16 protein-coding genes and 1 tRNA gene are annotated in these 14,812 nt (G+C 60.5%); 6 read left to right on the top strand and 11 right to left on the bottom strand.

The features are described 5' to 3' along the window. Positions 1–235 precede the first annotated feature (235 nt). From AACH73_RS14075 to AACH73_RS14065, 3 genes are all read left to right on the top strand, one after another. Complete coding sequence (locus AACH73_RS14075; RefSeq protein WP_338736336.1) at positions 236–1,375, top strand: peptidoglycan DD-metalloendopeptidase family protein; 1,140 nt, start codon at positions 236–238, stop codon at positions 1,373–1,375. Further along, complete coding sequence (locus AACH73_RS14070; protein ID WP_272741714.1) at positions 1,359–1,940, top strand: polymer-forming cytoskeletal protein; 582 nt, start codon at positions 1,359–1,361, stop codon at positions 1,938–1,940. The genes AACH73_RS14075 and AACH73_RS14070 overlap by 17 nt, the downstream gene beginning before the upstream one ends. 118 nt (positions 1,941–2,058) lie before the next feature. Further along, entirely contained in the window at positions 2,059–2,967 is a 909-nt protein-coding gene (locus AACH73_RS14065) for a YihY/virulence factor BrkB family protein (RefSeq protein WP_272741713.1), read from the top strand. Positions 2,968–3,144: 177 nt separating this feature from the next. On the opposite strand, the gene rplL is transcribed toward AACH73_RS14065, so the two are convergent. Continuing rightward, a complete protein-coding gene (rplL, locus tag AACH73_RS14060) occupies positions 3,145–3,531 on the bottom strand; it encodes a 50S ribosomal protein L7/L12 (RefSeq protein ID WP_013480213.1) in 387 nt (128 codons plus the stop codon). Between the two features lie 40 nt (positions 3,532–3,571). After that, the gene (rplJ, locus tag AACH73_RS14055) at positions 3,572–4,090 is read right to left on the bottom strand and encodes a 50S ribosomal protein L10 (protein WP_272741712.1); all 519 of its coding nucleotides are present in this window, start codon (positions 4,088–4,090) and stop codon (positions 3,572–3,574) included. A gap of 390 nt (positions 4,091–4,480) precedes the next feature. On the opposite strand from rplJ, the gene ftrA reads away from it, so the two are divergent. Together ftrA and AACH73_RS14045 are read left to right on the top strand one after the other, a co-directional pair. Beyond that, entirely contained in the window at positions 4,481–5,509 is a 1,029-nt protein-coding gene (gene ftrA, locus AACH73_RS14050; RefSeq protein WP_272741711.1) for a transcriptional regulator FtrA, read from the top strand. Further along, the gene (locus AACH73_RS14045) at positions 5,493–6,113 is read left to right on the top strand and encodes a tRNA-(ms[2]io[6]A)-hydroxylase (RefSeq protein WP_272741710.1); all 621 of its coding nucleotides are present in this window, start codon (positions 5,493–5,495) and stop codon (positions 6,111–6,113) included. Before ftrA ends, AACH73_RS14045 begins: the two co-directional genes overlap by 17 nt. 166 nt (positions 6,114–6,279) lie before the next feature. Here AACH73_RS14045 and rplA read toward each other — a convergent pair whose 3' ends face one another. Together rplA and rplK are read right to left on the bottom strand one after the other, a co-directional pair. Then, positions 6,280–6,966, bottom strand: a complete 687-nt coding sequence (rplA, locus tag AACH73_RS14040) for a 50S ribosomal protein L1 (RefSeq protein WP_126423912.1) — start codon at positions 6,964–6,966, stop codon at positions 6,280–6,282. A gap of 11 nt (positions 6,967–6,977) precedes the next feature. Then, complete coding sequence (gene rplK / locus AACH73_RS14035; RefSeq protein ID WP_272741709.1) at positions 6,978–7,406, bottom strand: 50S ribosomal protein L11; 429 nt, start codon at positions 7,404–7,406, stop codon at positions 6,978–6,980. A 269-nt stretch (positions 7,407–7,675) separates the two neighbouring features. Here rplK and AACH73_RS14030 point away from each other — a divergent pair, with 269 nt between their 5' ends. Continuing rightward, positions 7,676–8,359: a hypothetical protein gene (locus AACH73_RS14030; protein ID WP_338736335.1), complete on the top strand. Its 684-nt coding sequence runs from the start codon at positions 7,676–7,678 to the stop codon at positions 8,357–8,359. 448 nt (positions 8,360–8,807) lie between these two features. Here AACH73_RS14030 and nusG read toward each other — a convergent pair whose 3' ends face one another. The 7 genes from nusG to AACH73_RS13995 form a co-directional block, all read right to left on the bottom strand. Beyond that, positions 8,808–9,377 carry a transcription termination/antitermination protein NusG gene (gene nusG / locus AACH73_RS14025; protein ID WP_272741707.1) on the bottom strand — a complete coding sequence of 190 codons (570 nt, stop codon included), beginning with the start codon at positions 9,375–9,377 and terminating at the stop codon, positions 8,808–8,810. 13 nt (positions 9,378–9,390) lie between these two features. Next, positions 9,391–9,693, bottom strand: a complete 303-nt coding sequence (secE, locus tag AACH73_RS14020; RefSeq protein WP_272741706.1) for a preprotein translocase subunit SecE — start codon at positions 9,691–9,693, stop codon at positions 9,391–9,393. Positions 9,694–9,781: 88 nt separating this feature from the next. Further along, positions 9,782–9,857: transfer RNA gene (locus AACH73_RS14015), tRNA-Trp, on the bottom strand. A gap of 107 nt (positions 9,858–9,964) precedes the next feature. After that, on the bottom strand, positions 9,965–10,762 hold the full coding sequence (locus tag AACH73_RS14010) for an SPFH domain-containing protein (RefSeq protein WP_272741705.1): 798 nt from the start codon (positions 10,760–10,762) through the stop codon (positions 9,965–9,967). 242 nt (positions 10,763–11,004) lie between these two features. Then, positions 11,005–11,847: a DUF2807 domain-containing protein gene (locus AACH73_RS14005; protein ID WP_272741704.1), complete on the bottom strand. Its 843-nt coding sequence runs from the start codon at positions 11,845–11,847 to the stop codon at positions 11,005–11,007. 110 nt (positions 11,848–11,957) lie between these two features. Next, positions 11,958–14,183, bottom strand: coding sequence for a S9 family peptidase (locus tag AACH73_RS14000; RefSeq protein ID WP_272741703.1), 2,226 nt, complete (start codon positions 14,181–14,183; stop codon positions 11,958–11,960). Between the two features lie 74 nt (positions 14,184–14,257). Beyond that, on the bottom strand, positions 14,258–14,608 hold the full coding sequence (locus AACH73_RS13995) for a YbaN family protein (protein ID WP_126423920.1): 351 nt from the start codon (positions 14,606–14,608) through the stop codon (positions 14,258–14,260). Positions 14,609–14,812 lie beyond the last annotated feature (204 nt).

Raw genomic sequence — 14,812 nt, 5'->3', positions numbered from 1 at the left:
TCCCTATTGACACAATATATTCACAATAACCGCGTTACGCGGCACTTTTCTTGAAACAGGCGATTTTGACTCTCTCAAAACGGGACAAACCGCCTGTGATCACCACCACTAACCTTCTGTTTCCAAAAGAACTATTGGGTATGTGTGCGGCGCATCATCCGGCGATTCGATTAAGGCTTGCCAAAGCGCGTTTGGTTAAGCCATAATTAAAATCAAGTGGAAGGGCGCGGGTGTGATGCCTAAGAAAAGCTTTCAACGCCTGAGGGGCGCTCTGGAACAAACCTTTCCGGAGCGGCATCTTTACATCCGCAGTGGCGATGAAACCCACGGTTATATTCTCAGCACCGGTAAACAATTCGGCTTCGCGGTCCTCGCCACTATTGGACTGACCTGGCTGGCCATGAGTACAGGGGCCGTGTTCTTCATGGCCATTTCCGGCGGCAACGGTGCGGAAAAGCAGATCATGATGGCGCGCGCTCAGTCCGAGCGCCTCGTCGCCGACCGTCAGGCGCGCCTCGATGTGCTGATGAAGCAGAGCGCGGCCTCTTCCGGTTCTCTGGAGCAACTGGCGCAGACGGTCGAAAAGCGCCACAGCGCGCTTGTTCAAATTCTTCAGGATTTCAAGGGCGTACCGGGTGCCGCTCCGGCTCTGGCTCCGGCACGTATCGATCCGTCCATGCCGCCGGTCGAGCGCATCTATGCGGTGCGTGCCGAACAGGAACGCATGGTGTCCAAAGCTGAGACATTCGCCAAGTCGCGCGCCGAGCGCTTGAGACTGGCCTTCCGTCTGGCGGGCCTCAATCCGCAAAGCTATGCCGGTTCGGGCTCAAGCGCGCTTCTGGAAACCCGCGATGCCAAGGAACTGGCGACGTTTCTCGATGTGGATCAGGGCTTTGCCGAGCGTATCCGCAGTGCGGCTCTGAACCTGTCGGATATGCGCGGCCTCGAAAAATCCTCGCGCGTGCTGCCGTTCTCGCGGCCGACCTTCAATACGCGCACGACCTCCGGCTTTGGCGTGCGCTTCGATCCCTTTACGCACAGACCCAAAACACACACTGGCCTGGATTTTGCTGGTCCCTTCCTGACGCCGATCCATGCCACGGCGCCCGGCATCGTTTCCTTTGCCGGGGTGCGCAACGGGTATGGCAACTGCGTCGAAATCGACCACGGTAACGGCTTCAAGACCCGTTACGCCCACATGCAGTCCTTTGCCGTGCGCCCCGGTCAGCGCGTCGGCGTCGGTCAGCGGGTGGGCGCGATGGGCTCCACGGGCCGCTCCACCGGTGTTCACCTTCACTATGAGGTCTGGCTCAATGGCCGTCCTCAAAACCCTGCGCGCTTCGTAAAGGCTGGAGACTATGTTCAACAAAACTAGCAAACCCGTCCGCCCTCAGTCCGACGCCAGTCGCGCGCCGGTCAAGGCCAACACCCCCCCGCCGCTGGACATGTCCACGGTCAATATGAAAACGTCAGGCGCCCCCGCCCCGACCCCGGCTCCGGTTGCGCCCACGGTTTCGCGCGGTGCTCCGTCGCTTCTGGCGGCGCATCTGCGTATCGAAGGCAATATCAACGGCACGGCGGATCTTCAGGTCGATGGCAATGTGCGTGGCAATGTGAAGGTCGCCCATCTGATCGTCGGTGAAGCCGGCAATATCGAAGGCGATGTCGAAGCCGAAACCATCGAAGTGCGCGGCCGCGTCGTCGGCAGCATCGCAGGCAAGGCCGTGAAACTCTATTCTTCGGCCTATGTCGAAGGCGACATCACGCACGAAACCCTGTCCATCGACATCGGTGCCTTCTTCCAGGGCCGCTGCCTGCAAAGCCGCCCGGCCCAGCCTGCGGCCGCACCGGTGGCGCAAACCGCTCCCGCCAGCTACAGCAGCGGTGAGGCCTCGGCCATGAACAGCTACGACTTCAACGCGCTGTCGGACCTGAAATAGTCCGACCAGATGCGATCCGCATCTTCGGCTGCGGGTATAAGGAACCGATACCGAGTTTAGTCAGACACGCCGGAAAAGGATTGATCTTTTTCCGGCGTTTTTGCGTGTTGACAGGCCTATGACCGAACCCCGCCCTTCCCCTGCCCGCCCGCCCCTGACCCTCAGCCTGCTGGGGCGTATGCTGCTGGAAGCCCTGCACGAATGGAATGAGGACAAGGCCCCGCGCTTGGGGGCGGCGCTGGCCTTTTACAGCATCCTGTCTATCGGGCCGCTGCTGCTGATCGTCACCGGCATAGCGGGCATCGCCTTCGGGCGCGAGGCCGTCAACGGCTATATGATGGCCGAACTGAGCGCCCTGATCGGCGATCAGGGGGCCAGCGCCGTGCAGACCATGCTGAGCGGGGCCTTCAACCCGCGTCAGGGACTGGTGGCCACTGTCATAGGCTTTATAACCCTTATCATTTCGGCCACGGGCTTCTTTGCTCAGCTTCAGGAGGCGATGAACGATATCTGGAATGTCGAGCCGCCGCGCCTGCACTGGAAGGTGTTTATTCAGAAACGCCTGCTGTCGTTTGCGCTGGTCGTCGGCATCGGCTTCCTGTTGCTGATCTCGCTGGTGGTGTCGGCGGGGCTGGCGGCCTTCAGCGCGTTCATTTCGCCCTACATCCCCGCCCCCGTCATGGGTCTGATCAATCTGATCCTGTCGTTCGGGGTGGTGACCTTCCTGTTTGCCATGACCTTCAAAATCCTGCCCGATGCGCGCATCGAATGGAGCGATGTATGGGTCGGCGCGGCCATCACCGCCATACTGTTCAGTTTCGGCAAGCAACTGATCGGCCTGTATCTGGGGCAAAGCGCCATGTCCTCGGCCTATGGGGCCGCCGGGTCGCTGATCGTGCTTCTCGTATGGATCTACTATTCGACCCAGATCTTCTTTTTCGGTGCCGAATTTACGCAGGTCTATAGCCGTCACCTCGGCAAGACCATCCAGCCGCGCCGCAAACGCAAGGCCACCCCGGAGTTATAGAGCGGACTAAACAAAATCTGGATCATTATGTTTCTAACAGAAATCATAACGACCCAGATGCAAAAAGCCCGGACCTTGCGATCCGAGCTTTCTGTTTCGTTTGTCGCGCATTTAGGTCCGAAAACCGCTACACACTTTTCGGAATGCGCTGTTTTGACTTTCCGAAGACAGTCGAAATTACTTAACTTCGACCTTGGCGCCGGCGTCTTCCAGCTTCTTCTTGATGTCAGCCGCTTCTTGCTTCGAAACGTTTTCCTTGACGGTCTGCGGAGCGCCTTCGACGAGGTCCTTGGCTTCCTTCAGGCCGAGCTCCGAACGGATGCCGCGGATTTCCTTGATCACGTTGATCTTCTTGTCGCCGCCGTCAACCAGGACGACGGTGAATTCGGTTTGCTCTTCGACGGCTTCAGCCGGAGCGGCAGCAGCGCCACCGGCGACGGCAGCGACGGCGACCGGAGCGGCGGCGGAGACGCCCCACTTGTCTTCGAGGAGCTTCGACAGTTCAGCAGCTTCCAGAACGGTCAGGGCGGACAGGTCGGCGACCAGTTGTTCGAGTTTAGACATGGTATTTCCTTAAGGATGAGAGGGGTTGGGGAATGAGCTGTTAGGCGTTTTCTTTGGTCGCGTAAGCGTTGAAAACGCGAGCCAGTTGGCCGGCAGGCGCCTGAAGCACGCCAGCAACCTTGGTCGCCGGGGCCTGAAGCAGACCGATGAGCTTGCCACGCAGTTCGTCCAGCGACGGCAGGGTGGCCAGAGCCTTGACGCCATTGGCGTCGAGGACGGTCGTCCCTTCCATGATGCCGCCAACGATCTTGAACTTGTCATTCTCTTTGGCGTACTGGGCGGCGATTTTCGCGGCCGTCACCGGATCATTGGCGTAGGCGAGCACGGTCGGGAACTTGAATAGGGCATCGCCCTTTTCACCCGCAGCGCCAGCCAGAGCCTTCTGAGCCAGACGGTTCTTGAACACTCTGAGAACCGCGCCTTCCTTACGAAGACGCAGACGCAGATCAGCCATTTCCACAAAGGTCATGCCCGAATACTGGGCAACAACCACGGAGCCGGATTCGGCGAAGACGCTCTTGAGCTCTTCAATCGATTCGGCTTTTTTAGCGCGGTCCATTGTGGCCTCCAATTGAGGATTGCTTTGCGGGACAATCCCGCAAAGGTGAAACGACTTAAACGTCCCGGTTACCCGGAACGGCAAAGTCACTGTCCATGATGAGAGGCAAAGGCAACCAGACCACGCTGCCCTTAAGGCAGGCATGAAATCCTAGAGGCGTTTCGCGTCCCGTCTATATTCGGGTTCCGGCGGCTACCGGAAACTTATGGAACAGGCGGCCCCTGCTCCCACGAAGGTCTCGGACAGAACGGAGGGAAACCGAAATTCCCACACCGAGGCGGGTCCCTTACCCGTAAGTCGCCGCAAAAGCAAGAGGCCCCTGACATTTATTGCGTTGGCCGCGGTTCGGCGCTATGGCTTTTGGCAGATATTGGCCCGAAAGATAAAATCATGCCAAAGACCCTGCTCAATCACGATGTCTGCGCCCTAGCCTTCGACGGGATGCCCTTGTTTGAGTTTTCGATCGCTGTTGAGCTGTTCGGTCTGGAACGCCCGGAAATGGGGCCGGACTGGTATCGCTTTCAGGTGGTCAATGTCGAAGACGGTCCCTGCCGCACGACGGCGGGCCTCTCACTCGCGGCCACAGGGCCGCGCCCGTGGCTGGACACCGCGGGCACGCTGATCATCCCCGGCTGGCCGCTGGACAAGCCCATTTCCAATGATCTGGTGGCCCTGATCCAGCGCGCCTATGCGCGCGGGGCCCGCATCGTCACCATCTGCTCCGGGGCCTTTGTGCTGGCCGCCGCCGGGCTGCTCAAAGGACGGCGCGCCACGACCCACTGGAAGTACGTTGAGCACGTCAAATGCCACTGGCCGGAGGTCGAGCTGGTGCCGGACGTTCTGTATATCGACGAGGGGCAGATCCTGACCTCGGCCGGGAGTGCCGCCGGGATCGACCTGTGCCTGCACGTCATCCGCCGCGATTTCGGCCCGGAAGCCGCCAACAAGGTCGCCCGACGCCTCGTGGTGCCACCACACCGCGACGGCGGTCAGGCACAGTATATCCAGAGGTCCGTCCCCATCGAATATGAACGCAACCGGCTGGGGCCCCTGCTCGACTACCTGCGCGAATGCCTGGATCAGCCGCACACGGTGGCGCAACTGGCCCGCCGGGCGGGTATGAGTGAACGCACCTTCCTGCGCCGTTTCGAAGAAGCCACGGGGACAACGCCCGCCAAATGGCTGATGCAGGTTCGCTTGCAAACCGCACGCGACCTTCTGGAGGCCACGACGGACAGTATCGACCTGATCGCTCACACCTGCGGTTTCGGCAGCGCCGCCAACTTCCGCCACCATTTCCGGGAACAGCTTTCGACCACGCCCACGGCCTACCGCCAGACCTTTCAGCGTTTAGCGCCGGCTGTAGCTTGCGCGCCGTCACCAGATTTGGCAGAGGCAGGCTATGCGTACCGATCTTGACGACATACTGGCCTTTCTGGGCTCTGCGACACCGCCCGAATGGATTGAAGCCGCCCTGGCTCATCAGGACATTCTCCTGCTCGATCACAAGGCGTGCGAGTACAAGGCGGCTTCCAACGCCATCAACCTGATGGCCAAGTATCAGACCCATGCCGAGTTGGTGGACGCCATGAGCCGGCTGGCGCGCGAGGAGCTGGTCCACCACGAACAGGTGATGAAGCTGATCAGGAAGCGCGGCATCGCCCTGCGCCCGCTGTCAGCGGCACGTTACGCCTCCGGGCTGCGCACCATGGTCCGGCGAACGGAACCCGGCATGATGACCGATATTCTGGTCATCTCAGCCTTTATCGAGGCGCGTTCGTGCGAGCGCTTCGCGGCGCTCTATCCATATCTCGATGACGAATTGGGCAAGTTCTATAAGGGCCTGCTCGACAGCGAGGGCCGCCATTTCCGCAACTATCTCAAACTGGCGCACCTCTATGGCGACGCCGACGACATTGCGGCGCGCATCGACGCCATCCGCCCGGTGGAACAGGCCCTGATCCACGACCCCGACCCGGAGTTCCGCTTCCATAGCGGCTTACCGACGCTCGTGGCGGCCTGAAGCCAGACGCAAAAAAGCCGCCCCGTTGCCGGAGCGGCTTTTTAAAATCATTAAATCGGGATGGCGTGGCGAAAACCGTTAGCTGATGAGAAACGGAGCGCAGCGTACTTCAGTACGTGAGCACCGTATCGCAAGCAGATGAGGGTTTGCAGCCCGTCAGCGCGATTTAGAGCGCGGAAGAGGTATCGACCTTCACGCCTGGGCCCATGGTCGAAGACAGCGAGATCTTCTTCACATAGAGACCCTTGGCACCCGACGGACGAGCCTTCACGAGGGCGTCCACCAGAGCCTTGGCATTGGCTTCGAGCTGCTCGACCGTGAACGAGGTCTTGCCGATGCCGGCGTGCACGATACCGGCCTTTTCGACGCGGAATTCGACGGCACCCGACTTGGCGTCCTTGACGGCCTGAGCGACGTTCGGGGTCACGGTGCCGACCTTCGGGTTCGGCATCAGGCCGCGCGGGCCCAGCACCTTACCGAGGCGACCGACCAGAGCCATCATGTCCGGAGACGCGATAACGCGGTCAAAGTCCATGAAGCCGCCCTGAATCTTTTCGACCAGGTCTTCGGCACCCACGACTTCGGCACCGGCGGCCAGAGCTTCCTCGGCCTTCTTGTCCTTGGCGAACACGGCGACGCGGACGTCCTTACCCGTGCCCGACGGCAGTTGAACGACGCCACGGACCTGCTGGTCGGCGTGACGCGGGTCAACGCCCAGGTTGACGGCGATTTCGACCGACTCGTCGAACTTGGCCTTGGCATTGGCCTTCACAACGCCCAGAGCGTCGGTCAGGTTGTGCAGCTTGTCGGCCTCGACGTTCCAGGCCTGAATGCGCTTTGCAATCTTGGTCATCAGAATTCCCCTTAATCGACGATCTTCAGACCCATCGAACGGGCCGAGCCCTCGATGATCTTGGCGGCGGCGTCGATGTCGTGAGCCGAAAGATCCTTCATCTTCTTCTCAGCGATGTCCTTCAGCTGCTGACGGGTGATCGAACCCGCCGAGTCACGGCCGGGCTTTTGCGAACCCGACTTCAGACCAAGCGTCTGCTTGATGAAGAAGGTGGCCGGCGGCGTCTTGGTGACGAAGGTGAACGACTTGTCCTGATAGACCGTGATGATGGTCGGGAGCGGCGTGCCTTTTTCGACGTTTTCGGTGCGGGCGTTGAATTCCTTACAGAAACCCATGATGTTGACGCCGCGCTGACCCAGAGCCGGGCCGATGGGGGGCGAAGGCGTGGCAGAGCCGGCCTTCACCTGGAGCTTGATGTAGCCCAGGATTTTCTTAGCCATTGGATATCTCCATAAAGTCCCGATCTTTTGGGACGTTGTGAGCCGTGGTGCGGGTCGCCCCTTCCACGGATTTAACTCCGTCCGAAGACGAAGAGCGGGTGCCTTAGACGAAAAGCCCCGTCACCGCAAGGGCGATTATGCGATTTCGTGGCAAACCAAGAGCCTCCGGCGGGCAGGGGCACAGCCCCTGCATCCGGTTTAGGGGCGCGAAATCTATCCCCACCGGAAAAAGCGCGGTTACCCTTGGGCGCATGACCGAGACGACGGACATGGCAGCCCCTTTGACCCCGGAACAGCGGCGCGCACATTTGCGTGCCTATGCGGACCGGATGCTGAGGGCGCTGACCGCGATGGACGCACCCGAAACGCCGGACGAAGTCGCCAAGGGTATCCGCACGGCGCTGATGATCGAGCGCCTCTATGCCCGCTGCGACGCGTCCGAGGCGCAGGCCCATAGGCACCCCATCGCCGCCGTTGACAATCAAAAGCTGAAAAATACGCCCGACGAGCCCGGCCACTGGCTGGACCGCGATCCCGTTGGTGAACTCAAGGCGCAGATTGAACGGATGAGGGCCGCCACGCGCGCCCGGACCGAGCCACATCCCGAAGCCAAACCTCAGCCCGCGTCCGTACCGCCGGCGGAGGCTAAACGCGAACTTCGGATGCCAAAGCCGCGCAAGCCGCCTTCGCGGCCCCTGACGCCGCAGGAGACGGCCTTGCGTGAGCGCGTCCTGAACACAGTGGCCATCCCCCGACCGCAAGATGCCTTGCTGGCGTACCACGATTTCGGTCTGATCCATGATGAGGATGTGGAAATCATCCACGGTGACCGGCTCAGCGCCTTTTATGCCAGGGGCGAGACGCGGGAGACGATCCTGAAAGGGCTCAAGCAGTTTAGCCGCGCGGACCTCAACCTGTTGTGGCCTGATCTCTTCCCGCTGGATACAGGGTGAACGGCTAAACCTATAAAGCGTTGGCCACGAAAAAGAGCCGTTGAACTGCCCGGCCCGCAGGGCCCTGACCTTTGTGCGGCCTGCGCGAGTGAGGGGCGCTGCGCGCCGAAAGATTTTGAACCACAAATTTCACAGATTGACACAGATTGGCGCTACGCGCCTATGCGTTACGCAGACACGGATAATCTGTGAAATCTGTGTAATCTGTGGTTTGATAGGTCAGGCGCAAACCTGTGCCACAGGCTCCCGTTCGTGCTTTTTTGTGTTTTTGGTGGCCAAAGCCCTTCCCAACCTCAAACTGAGTCATCAGCAATCGCGCACCGACATCCGGGGTCCGGGGTCAACTGACCCCGGGATCTTACCCTGACCCGAAAGCCGAGAAGGCAAAAAACAAACCCCACACGGCCGAGCCATGTGGAGTTTGCGCAAACGGATTTTGCGAATACGATCAGACGGTCTTTTCGACCTGACCGAATTCCAGATCGACCGGGGTGGCGCGACCGAAGATCGACACCGAGACCTTGAGGCGGGCGTGTTCCTGATCGACGCTTTCGACCACGCCATCGAACGAGGCGAAGGGGCCGTCGGTGACCTTGATCTTTTCGCCGATGTCGAAGGACAGGACGGTCTTGGGCTTTTCGGCGGCGACTTCGACATTACCGACGATGCGCTGCACTTCCTTTTCGGAGACCGGCATGGGCTTGGAGCCCGAACCGAGGAAGCCGGTGACCTTGGGGGTATTCTTGACGAGGTGGAAGGCTTCGTCGGTCAGTTCCATCTTCACCAGCACATAGCCGGGGAAGAATTTGCGTTCGGAGTTGAACTTGCGGCCGCGACGGACTTCGACGACTTCTTCGGTGGGGACGAGGATTTCGGAGAATTTGTCCTCAAGGCCCTGCGCCTTGGCCTGCTCGCGCAGGGATTCGGCCACCTTCTTTTCAAAGTTGGAATAGGCGTGGACGATGTACCACTTGTGCTTGGGGTTCGGTGCGAGCGTCGCTTCCAGGGTTTCGGCCATGTGTTGTGAGCCCTTAACGTCCGAGATTGATGAGCGAGTTGACCGCGAATCCCAGTCCGCCGTCAACGATATAGAAGAACGCACAGGCGACGACGACCATGATGAACACCATCACCGTGGTGATCCAGGTTTCCTTGCGCGAGGTCCAGGTGATCTTGCGCGCTTCCTGACGGACTTCCTGAAAGAATTTGGCCGGGCTGGTACGCTTCTTCGGGATGACGGCTTCGCTGCCGGTCGCCTTGGCCGCAGCCACGGGGGCGACCGCGACTTTGCGCGCGCTGTCTACCGTCGGGGTCGAAGGGGGCTTTTTGGCCATAAGTGTTCTCGTCCAGCTTTATTCAGGGGTGCGCTTCCAACACAAATGAGGCTCGAAATCGCGATTTCAAGCCTCATTTGCGATGAAATGGCAGGGGCAGAGGGACTCGAACCCACGACTTCCGGTTTTGGAGACCGGCGCTCTACCAGCTGAGCTATACCCCTATAAGAAACCGGCCCTGTCATAACACGGCGGTTTCAGAGGAAGTCGCGTGTATCAGCGGTTGGGGCAAAGGGCAAGCCACCGCCACGCAAAATCCACCAAAAACTTGTTATTCACCAGACAGACGCTTCGCCGCGTGCAGCAGTTCCTGCGGGAAGCCAAGGATGATGGTCGAATTCTGTTCCGTGCCAATCTCCTGCAAGGTCTGGAGGCGGCGCAGTTCCATCGCGCCCGGTGCCTCGGCAATGGCCATGGCGGCGGCGCGGAGCGTCTCTGAGGCCGCCTGTTCGCCCTGCGCCTTGATCAGGCGAGCCTTGGCTTCACGGGTCGCTTCGGCTTCCTGAGCCAAGGCACGCTGCATCTGCACCGGAATGTCGAGATCGCGCATTTCCACGGCGTCGATATCCACGCCCCACTTGTTGGCCGCGCGGTCAAGCTGAGTCATCAGAAGCGCGTTGATCTGTTCGCGGCTCTTAAGGATGGCGTCCAGATCGTGCTGCCCGATCACATCCCGCAGGGAGGTTTCCGCCGCCTGAAGCACGGCCGTATGCGGGTCGAGCACGCTGTTGACCGCCTTGGCCGGGTTGTCGATGCAGTACCAAACGACGGCGTTGACCTTCACCGCCACGCCGTCGCGGCTCAGCGTCTCCTGAGTCTGGAGATTGACCGAAAGTATCCGCACATCGACCTTGGTGCTCCATTCGATGAAGGGAATGATCCAGAACAGGCCCGGCCCGCGCACATTGACGAAGCGCCCCAACCGATAGACGACGGCGCGCTGATACTCCTGATTGATGCGAAAACCCTGAATGACGAAGACACACAGTATGGTACCGATAGCGACAAACTGCATGAAATTGATGCGCCATCCGCCAAGCACCGACAGGCCATCCACCAAGGTCTGCATGACACCCCTCCCCCAAGTCCAGCCTCAAGGGTTAACGCAGTCGCCCCCTCTTGTCAAAAGACGGTACGGTGACAAAAAAAACGCGACGGTCACAAGGGCCGCCGCGTCTGAGTTTATGGAGAACCAGAGAATTGCAAGACCGAAAGATCAGGCCCTTCTCCTGATCGCCACCTGCCCCGGAAAGTGCAGGCGGAGATTACGTCGTCGGATGCATCTTACACCTGACCGAATACTCAATTATGTCAGCGACCGCCCTCACCGATGTGAACCCGGCCCGATCCCATGACCGAACGCGAGACACGGCCCGTGACCTTGCGCACGGACACGTCGCCGGCGCCGACGATGGACACATCCACATCGCCCGCTTCACCGCCGAAGCGCACATTCCCGGAACCGGCAATCGACACGTCCACCTTGGGCGCGACACCTTTTTCAATCCGCACGTCGCCAGAGCCGCCAATGGCGATTTCCACGGGCCCGGCCACCTCGGCCACATTGATGGAGCCCGAGCCACCGATGGCACCCGACAGGGACTTGACGCGCGCCAGATAGATGTCGCCCGAGCCGCCGACGGCGACTTCAGCCTCTGCGGCGTCAGCGGCGCGGATACTGCCTGAGCCGCCGATATTCAGTTCGGCCTTGCCCTGCACCGTATCCGTGGTCCAGTCGCCGCAGCCACCCAGCGCAAATTCCAGAGTTTTCGTGGCACCGATACGGCCATAGACGGCGCCTTCGGAGGCCACCCTGGCGTCCATAGGTACGCGCAGATAGACGACGGGCAGGTCGGACACAGCCACCGCCCCCTTGCCGTCGATGCGAACTGTCTGATTGCGGGCACAGCTATAGCTGCGTTTACGCAACTGACCGGACGCCACCAGCTTGTCGCCCGTCGTCGTAACCAGAATCTTCGGCAGATCGGCCTTGCCGTAATTGACGGTCAGTTGCACGTCGCTGCGGTTTTCCGGCGTGACGATGACGCGTGCCGCCATGTTCTTCAGTTCCACCTGCGTGGCCGCCTGCGCGCCCGCCGCTACGGCTATACCGGCTACGGCGACCAAAACGCCCGCCTTCATGCCCTTGCCCATTGTCAAACCCCTGAATGACTTGAATAGGCTAAGCATGAACAAGGCGGGCGTTCAGGACAACTTAATTACGTGTCATGAAGCAATTGTAATATAACAAGGTTTTGGCTTCTTTATTTTTTCAGCTTGCGGTCGAAAAAGTCCAGATACAACCGATAGCGGAACAGGTTTTTCTCGTTGCTGCGGATGCCGTGTCGGTCGCCCGGATAGAGCATCAGTTCGAACGGGATCGACTTCTTTTGCAAGGCATCGACGACGCGCGTCGTGTTTTGCAGAATGACATTGTCGTCGGCCATGCCGTGCATCAGCAACAGACTGCCCGGCTTGAGGTTATCGAGACGATTGACCACGTCGTACCTGGCGTAGTTATCCGCATTGGCCTGTGGCGTGGACATGTAGCGCTCGGTATAGGCCGTGTCATAAAGCCCCCACTCGGTCGGCGGCGCGCCGGCCGCGCCGGCCGCGAATGGCGTGTCCTTGGCCGTCAGCGCCATCAGGGTGACAAAGCCCCCCTGCGACCAGCCCATAATGCCGATCTTTGCCGGATCGACATAGGGCAGGCTTTGCAGCCACTTCGCCCCCATGATCTGATCGTCGATATCCGGCCCGCCGAACTGCTTATAGATAGCGCGCTGGAACTTCACTGAACGATTGGGCGTGCCGCGATTGTCGAGGGTAAAGACGATGTATCCGGCCTCCTGAAACAGGCGGTTGGCCGGCGACACCCAGCCGCGGCGCACGTCCTGCCGCGCCGGCCCGCCATAGATGGAGACGATGACCGGGTACTTTTTCGCTGGGTCAAAGCCGCGCGGCTTGAGCATCAGCCAGTGCAGGTCTTCACCATCCACCGCCTTCAGCGTGCCAAATTCCGGCGCGCTATAGGTGTCTTTGTAAGCAAAATACGGGTGTTTGGCGTCGAGCGCGTTTTCCTCGATCCAGCGCACGCGCTTGCCCGTCGCGTCATAAAGCCCGGTCTGGGCCGGGGTTTGCGGGTCGGCATAGGTGCCGATAAAAGCCTTGGCATTGGGCGACACGTCCGTGGACCACCAGCCACCGGCGTGGGTCAGGGCGACCGGCTCGGACGGCTTGAGGTAGGAGGTCTTGTAAAGCCCCATCTCGACCACGGTCTTGTAGGAGGACTCAAACCACACCTCGCCCTTTGCCTCATCGACCGCCGCGACCCGCGCTACGGGGAAGTCGCCTTTGGTCACCTGACGGATCAGCTTGCCGTCCTTGTCGTAGAGGTAGAGGTGGTTATTGCCGTCGCGTTCCGACGCCCACAGGAAGCGCCCGTCCTTCAGGAAACGCAGCTCGTTATTCAGTTCGACCCAGGTGTCCGAGGTTTCGGTCAGAACCGTGCGCGCCGCCCCGCCCGTCGCCGCATATTGCAGCAGGTCCAGCGTCTTCTGATCGCGGCTCAGGCGCTGGACGAAGATCGACTGACCGTCGCGGCTCCAGTTGACGCGCGCCAGATAGATATCGCTGTTGGCCCCCAGATCGAGCGGCACATCCGTACCGGCTTTCAGATCGTGCACAAACAGGGTGACGATGGCATTGGGTCGTCCGGCCTTGGGGTAGCGCTGATCGACCGTGCGCGTCCCCGTGCCGCTGATTTCGAAGCGTTCGACAATATCAACGGGGCTTTCATCAACCTTCGCATAGACGATCTTCGTGCCGTCCGGCGACCACCAGTAGCCGGTGTAGCGGTTCAGTTCCTCCTGCGCGATAAACTCGGCCACGCCATAGGAGATCACGCCCTCACCCCTGGGCGTAATGGCGCGCTCACTGCCGGTGTCGAGATCGCGCACATAGAGGGTCTGATCGCGGACATAGGCCACCTGTCCGCCCTTGGGATTGAGCTTGGCATCGACCTCATCGCCCGGCGTTTCGGTGGCGCGACTGATCTTTTTGGTGGCACGATCCACGAGATAGATGTCGCCATCCAGCGGCACCAGCAGGGTTTTGGACGATGGGTCCCAGTCATAGGCCACCACGCCGCGCGCCGACACACGCATCCGCTCACGCCGCGCCTTTTCGGCCTCGGAGAGTTCCTTACCTTCGGACGACAGGGTGTCGGCATCGACCAGCACATAGGGCTCACCGCCCTTGACATCGACGGCCCACAGGTCCTGCACCGTGGCGTTGGTCAGCTTGGGCTTCAGGAAGGTCAGAAGCGTACCGTCCGGCGACAGGCGCGCGCCTACCGCCTTCGGCCCGGAGAGGTCCGGATTGGCAAACACCCGCTCAGGGGTCAGCGTGGCCTGCGCAAAGACGGGGGAGACAACCGCCGCACCCATGAGGGCAACGGCAGAGACGGCAATAGTCAGCTTGGACGGCATGGGGCGCTCCGAAAATCAATGTCGGAAGCTAGCGCCTTCCTTCGCAACGGGTCAAGCGGTCACACGGGTAACTATCACTGAGACGGTCGTGACAGCACGTAAAGGGCGCACAACAGGCACACCCCGGCTGGCACAAAGGCCCACACACCGCGCAGGGTGACGAAGCCGATCACCGAAGACACCGCCATGCCGCTGACCGCCGCGATCTTGGCCGTCGGGCCGATGACACCGCGTTCACGGAAGGCGCGGATGGGTGGGCCGAACTTCGGGTGCGCCATGATGCGCCGCTCCCATTCCGGATTGGAGCGGGCAAAGATGACGGCCGCGATGATCAGAAACACAGTCGTCGGCAGCACCGGCACAAACATGCCGATGACGCCAAGCGCGACGAAACACAGGCCAAGCAGGTTCAGAACCACTCTCATTCGCACAGCATAGCCCCGATTGCCGGCGGGCGCATCTGCCTTATGGTCACAGCGTAACTTAGCGGGATGATTTTGATGAAATCATCCCGCTCAAGCCGCCATTGAGGCGGCGGCCTAGGTGGCGCAGCCACCGCCCGGCGAGAGGCAAAACAAAAGCGGGATCATTATGTTTCTTCCAGAAACCATAATGATCCCGCCGCTCCC

Origin of the sequence: Asticcacaulis sp. DW145 (assembly GCF_037101385.1) — a bacterium.
GTDB classification, from domain to species: Bacteria; Pseudomonadota; Alphaproteobacteria; order Caulobacterales; family Caulobacteraceae; genus Asticcacaulis; species Asticcacaulis currens.
This window is presented reverse-complemented; position numbering and strand designations above follow the sequence as displayed.

Coding starts and splice junctions, on each gene's coding strand:
- AACH73_RS14030 (WP_338736335.1), top strand. CDS start 7,676: ATGGCAGCCCCTTTGACCCCGGAACAGCGGCGCGCACATTTGCGTGCC.
- AACH73_RS14065 (WP_272741713.1), top strand. CDS start 2,059: ATGACCGAACCCCGCCCTTCCCCTGCCCGCCCGCCCCTGACCCTCAGC.
- AACH73_RS14005 (WP_272741704.1), bottom strand. CDS start 11,847: ATGGGCAAGGGCATGAAGGCGGGCGTTTTGGTCGCCGTAGCCGGTATA.
- AACH73_RS14070 (WP_272741714.1), top strand. CDS start 1,359: ATGTTCAACAAAACTAGCAAACCCGTCCGCCCTCAGTCCGACGCCAGT.
- rplJ (WP_272741712.1), bottom strand. CDS start 4,090: ATGGACCGCGCTAAAAAAGCCGAATCGATTGAAGAGCTCAAGAGCGTC.
- nusG (WP_272741707.1), bottom strand. CDS start 9,377: ATGGCCGAAACCCTGGAAGCGACGCTCGCACCGAACCCCAAGCACAAG.
- AACH73_RS14010 (WP_272741705.1), bottom strand. CDS start 10,762: ATGCAGACCTTGGTGGATGGCCTGTCGGTGCTTGGCGGATGGCGCATC.
- rplA (WP_126423912.1), bottom strand. CDS start 6,966: ATGACCAAGATTGCAAAGCGCATTCAGGCCTGGAACGTCGAGGCCGAC.
- AACH73_RS14000 (WP_272741703.1), bottom strand. CDS start 14,183: ATGCCGTCCAAGCTGACTATTGCCGTCTCTGCCGTTGCCCTCATGGGT.
- AACH73_RS14045 (WP_272741710.1), top strand. CDS start 5,493: ATGCGTACCGATCTTGACGACATACTGGCCTTTCTGGGCTCTGCGACA.
- ftrA (WP_272741711.1), top strand. CDS start 4,481: ATGCCAAAGACCCTGCTCAATCACGATGTCTGCGCCCTAGCCTTCGAC.
- rplL (WP_013480213.1), bottom strand. CDS start 3,531: ATGTCTAAACTCGAACAACTGGTCGCCGACCTGTCCGCCCTGACCGTT.
- secE (WP_272741706.1), bottom strand. CDS start 9,693: ATGGCCAAAAAGCCCCCTTCGACCCCGACGGTAGACAGCGCGCGCAAA.
- rplK (WP_272741709.1), bottom strand. CDS start 7,406: ATGGCTAAGAAAATCCTGGGCTACATCAAGCTCCAGGTGAAGGCCGGC.
- AACH73_RS14075 (WP_338736336.1), top strand. CDS start 236: ATGCCTAAGAAAAGCTTTCAACGCCTGAGGGGCGCTCTGGAACAAACC.
- AACH73_RS13995 (WP_126423920.1), bottom strand. CDS start 14,608: ATGAGAGTGGTTCTGAACCTGCTTGGCCTGTGTTTCGTCGCGCTTGGC.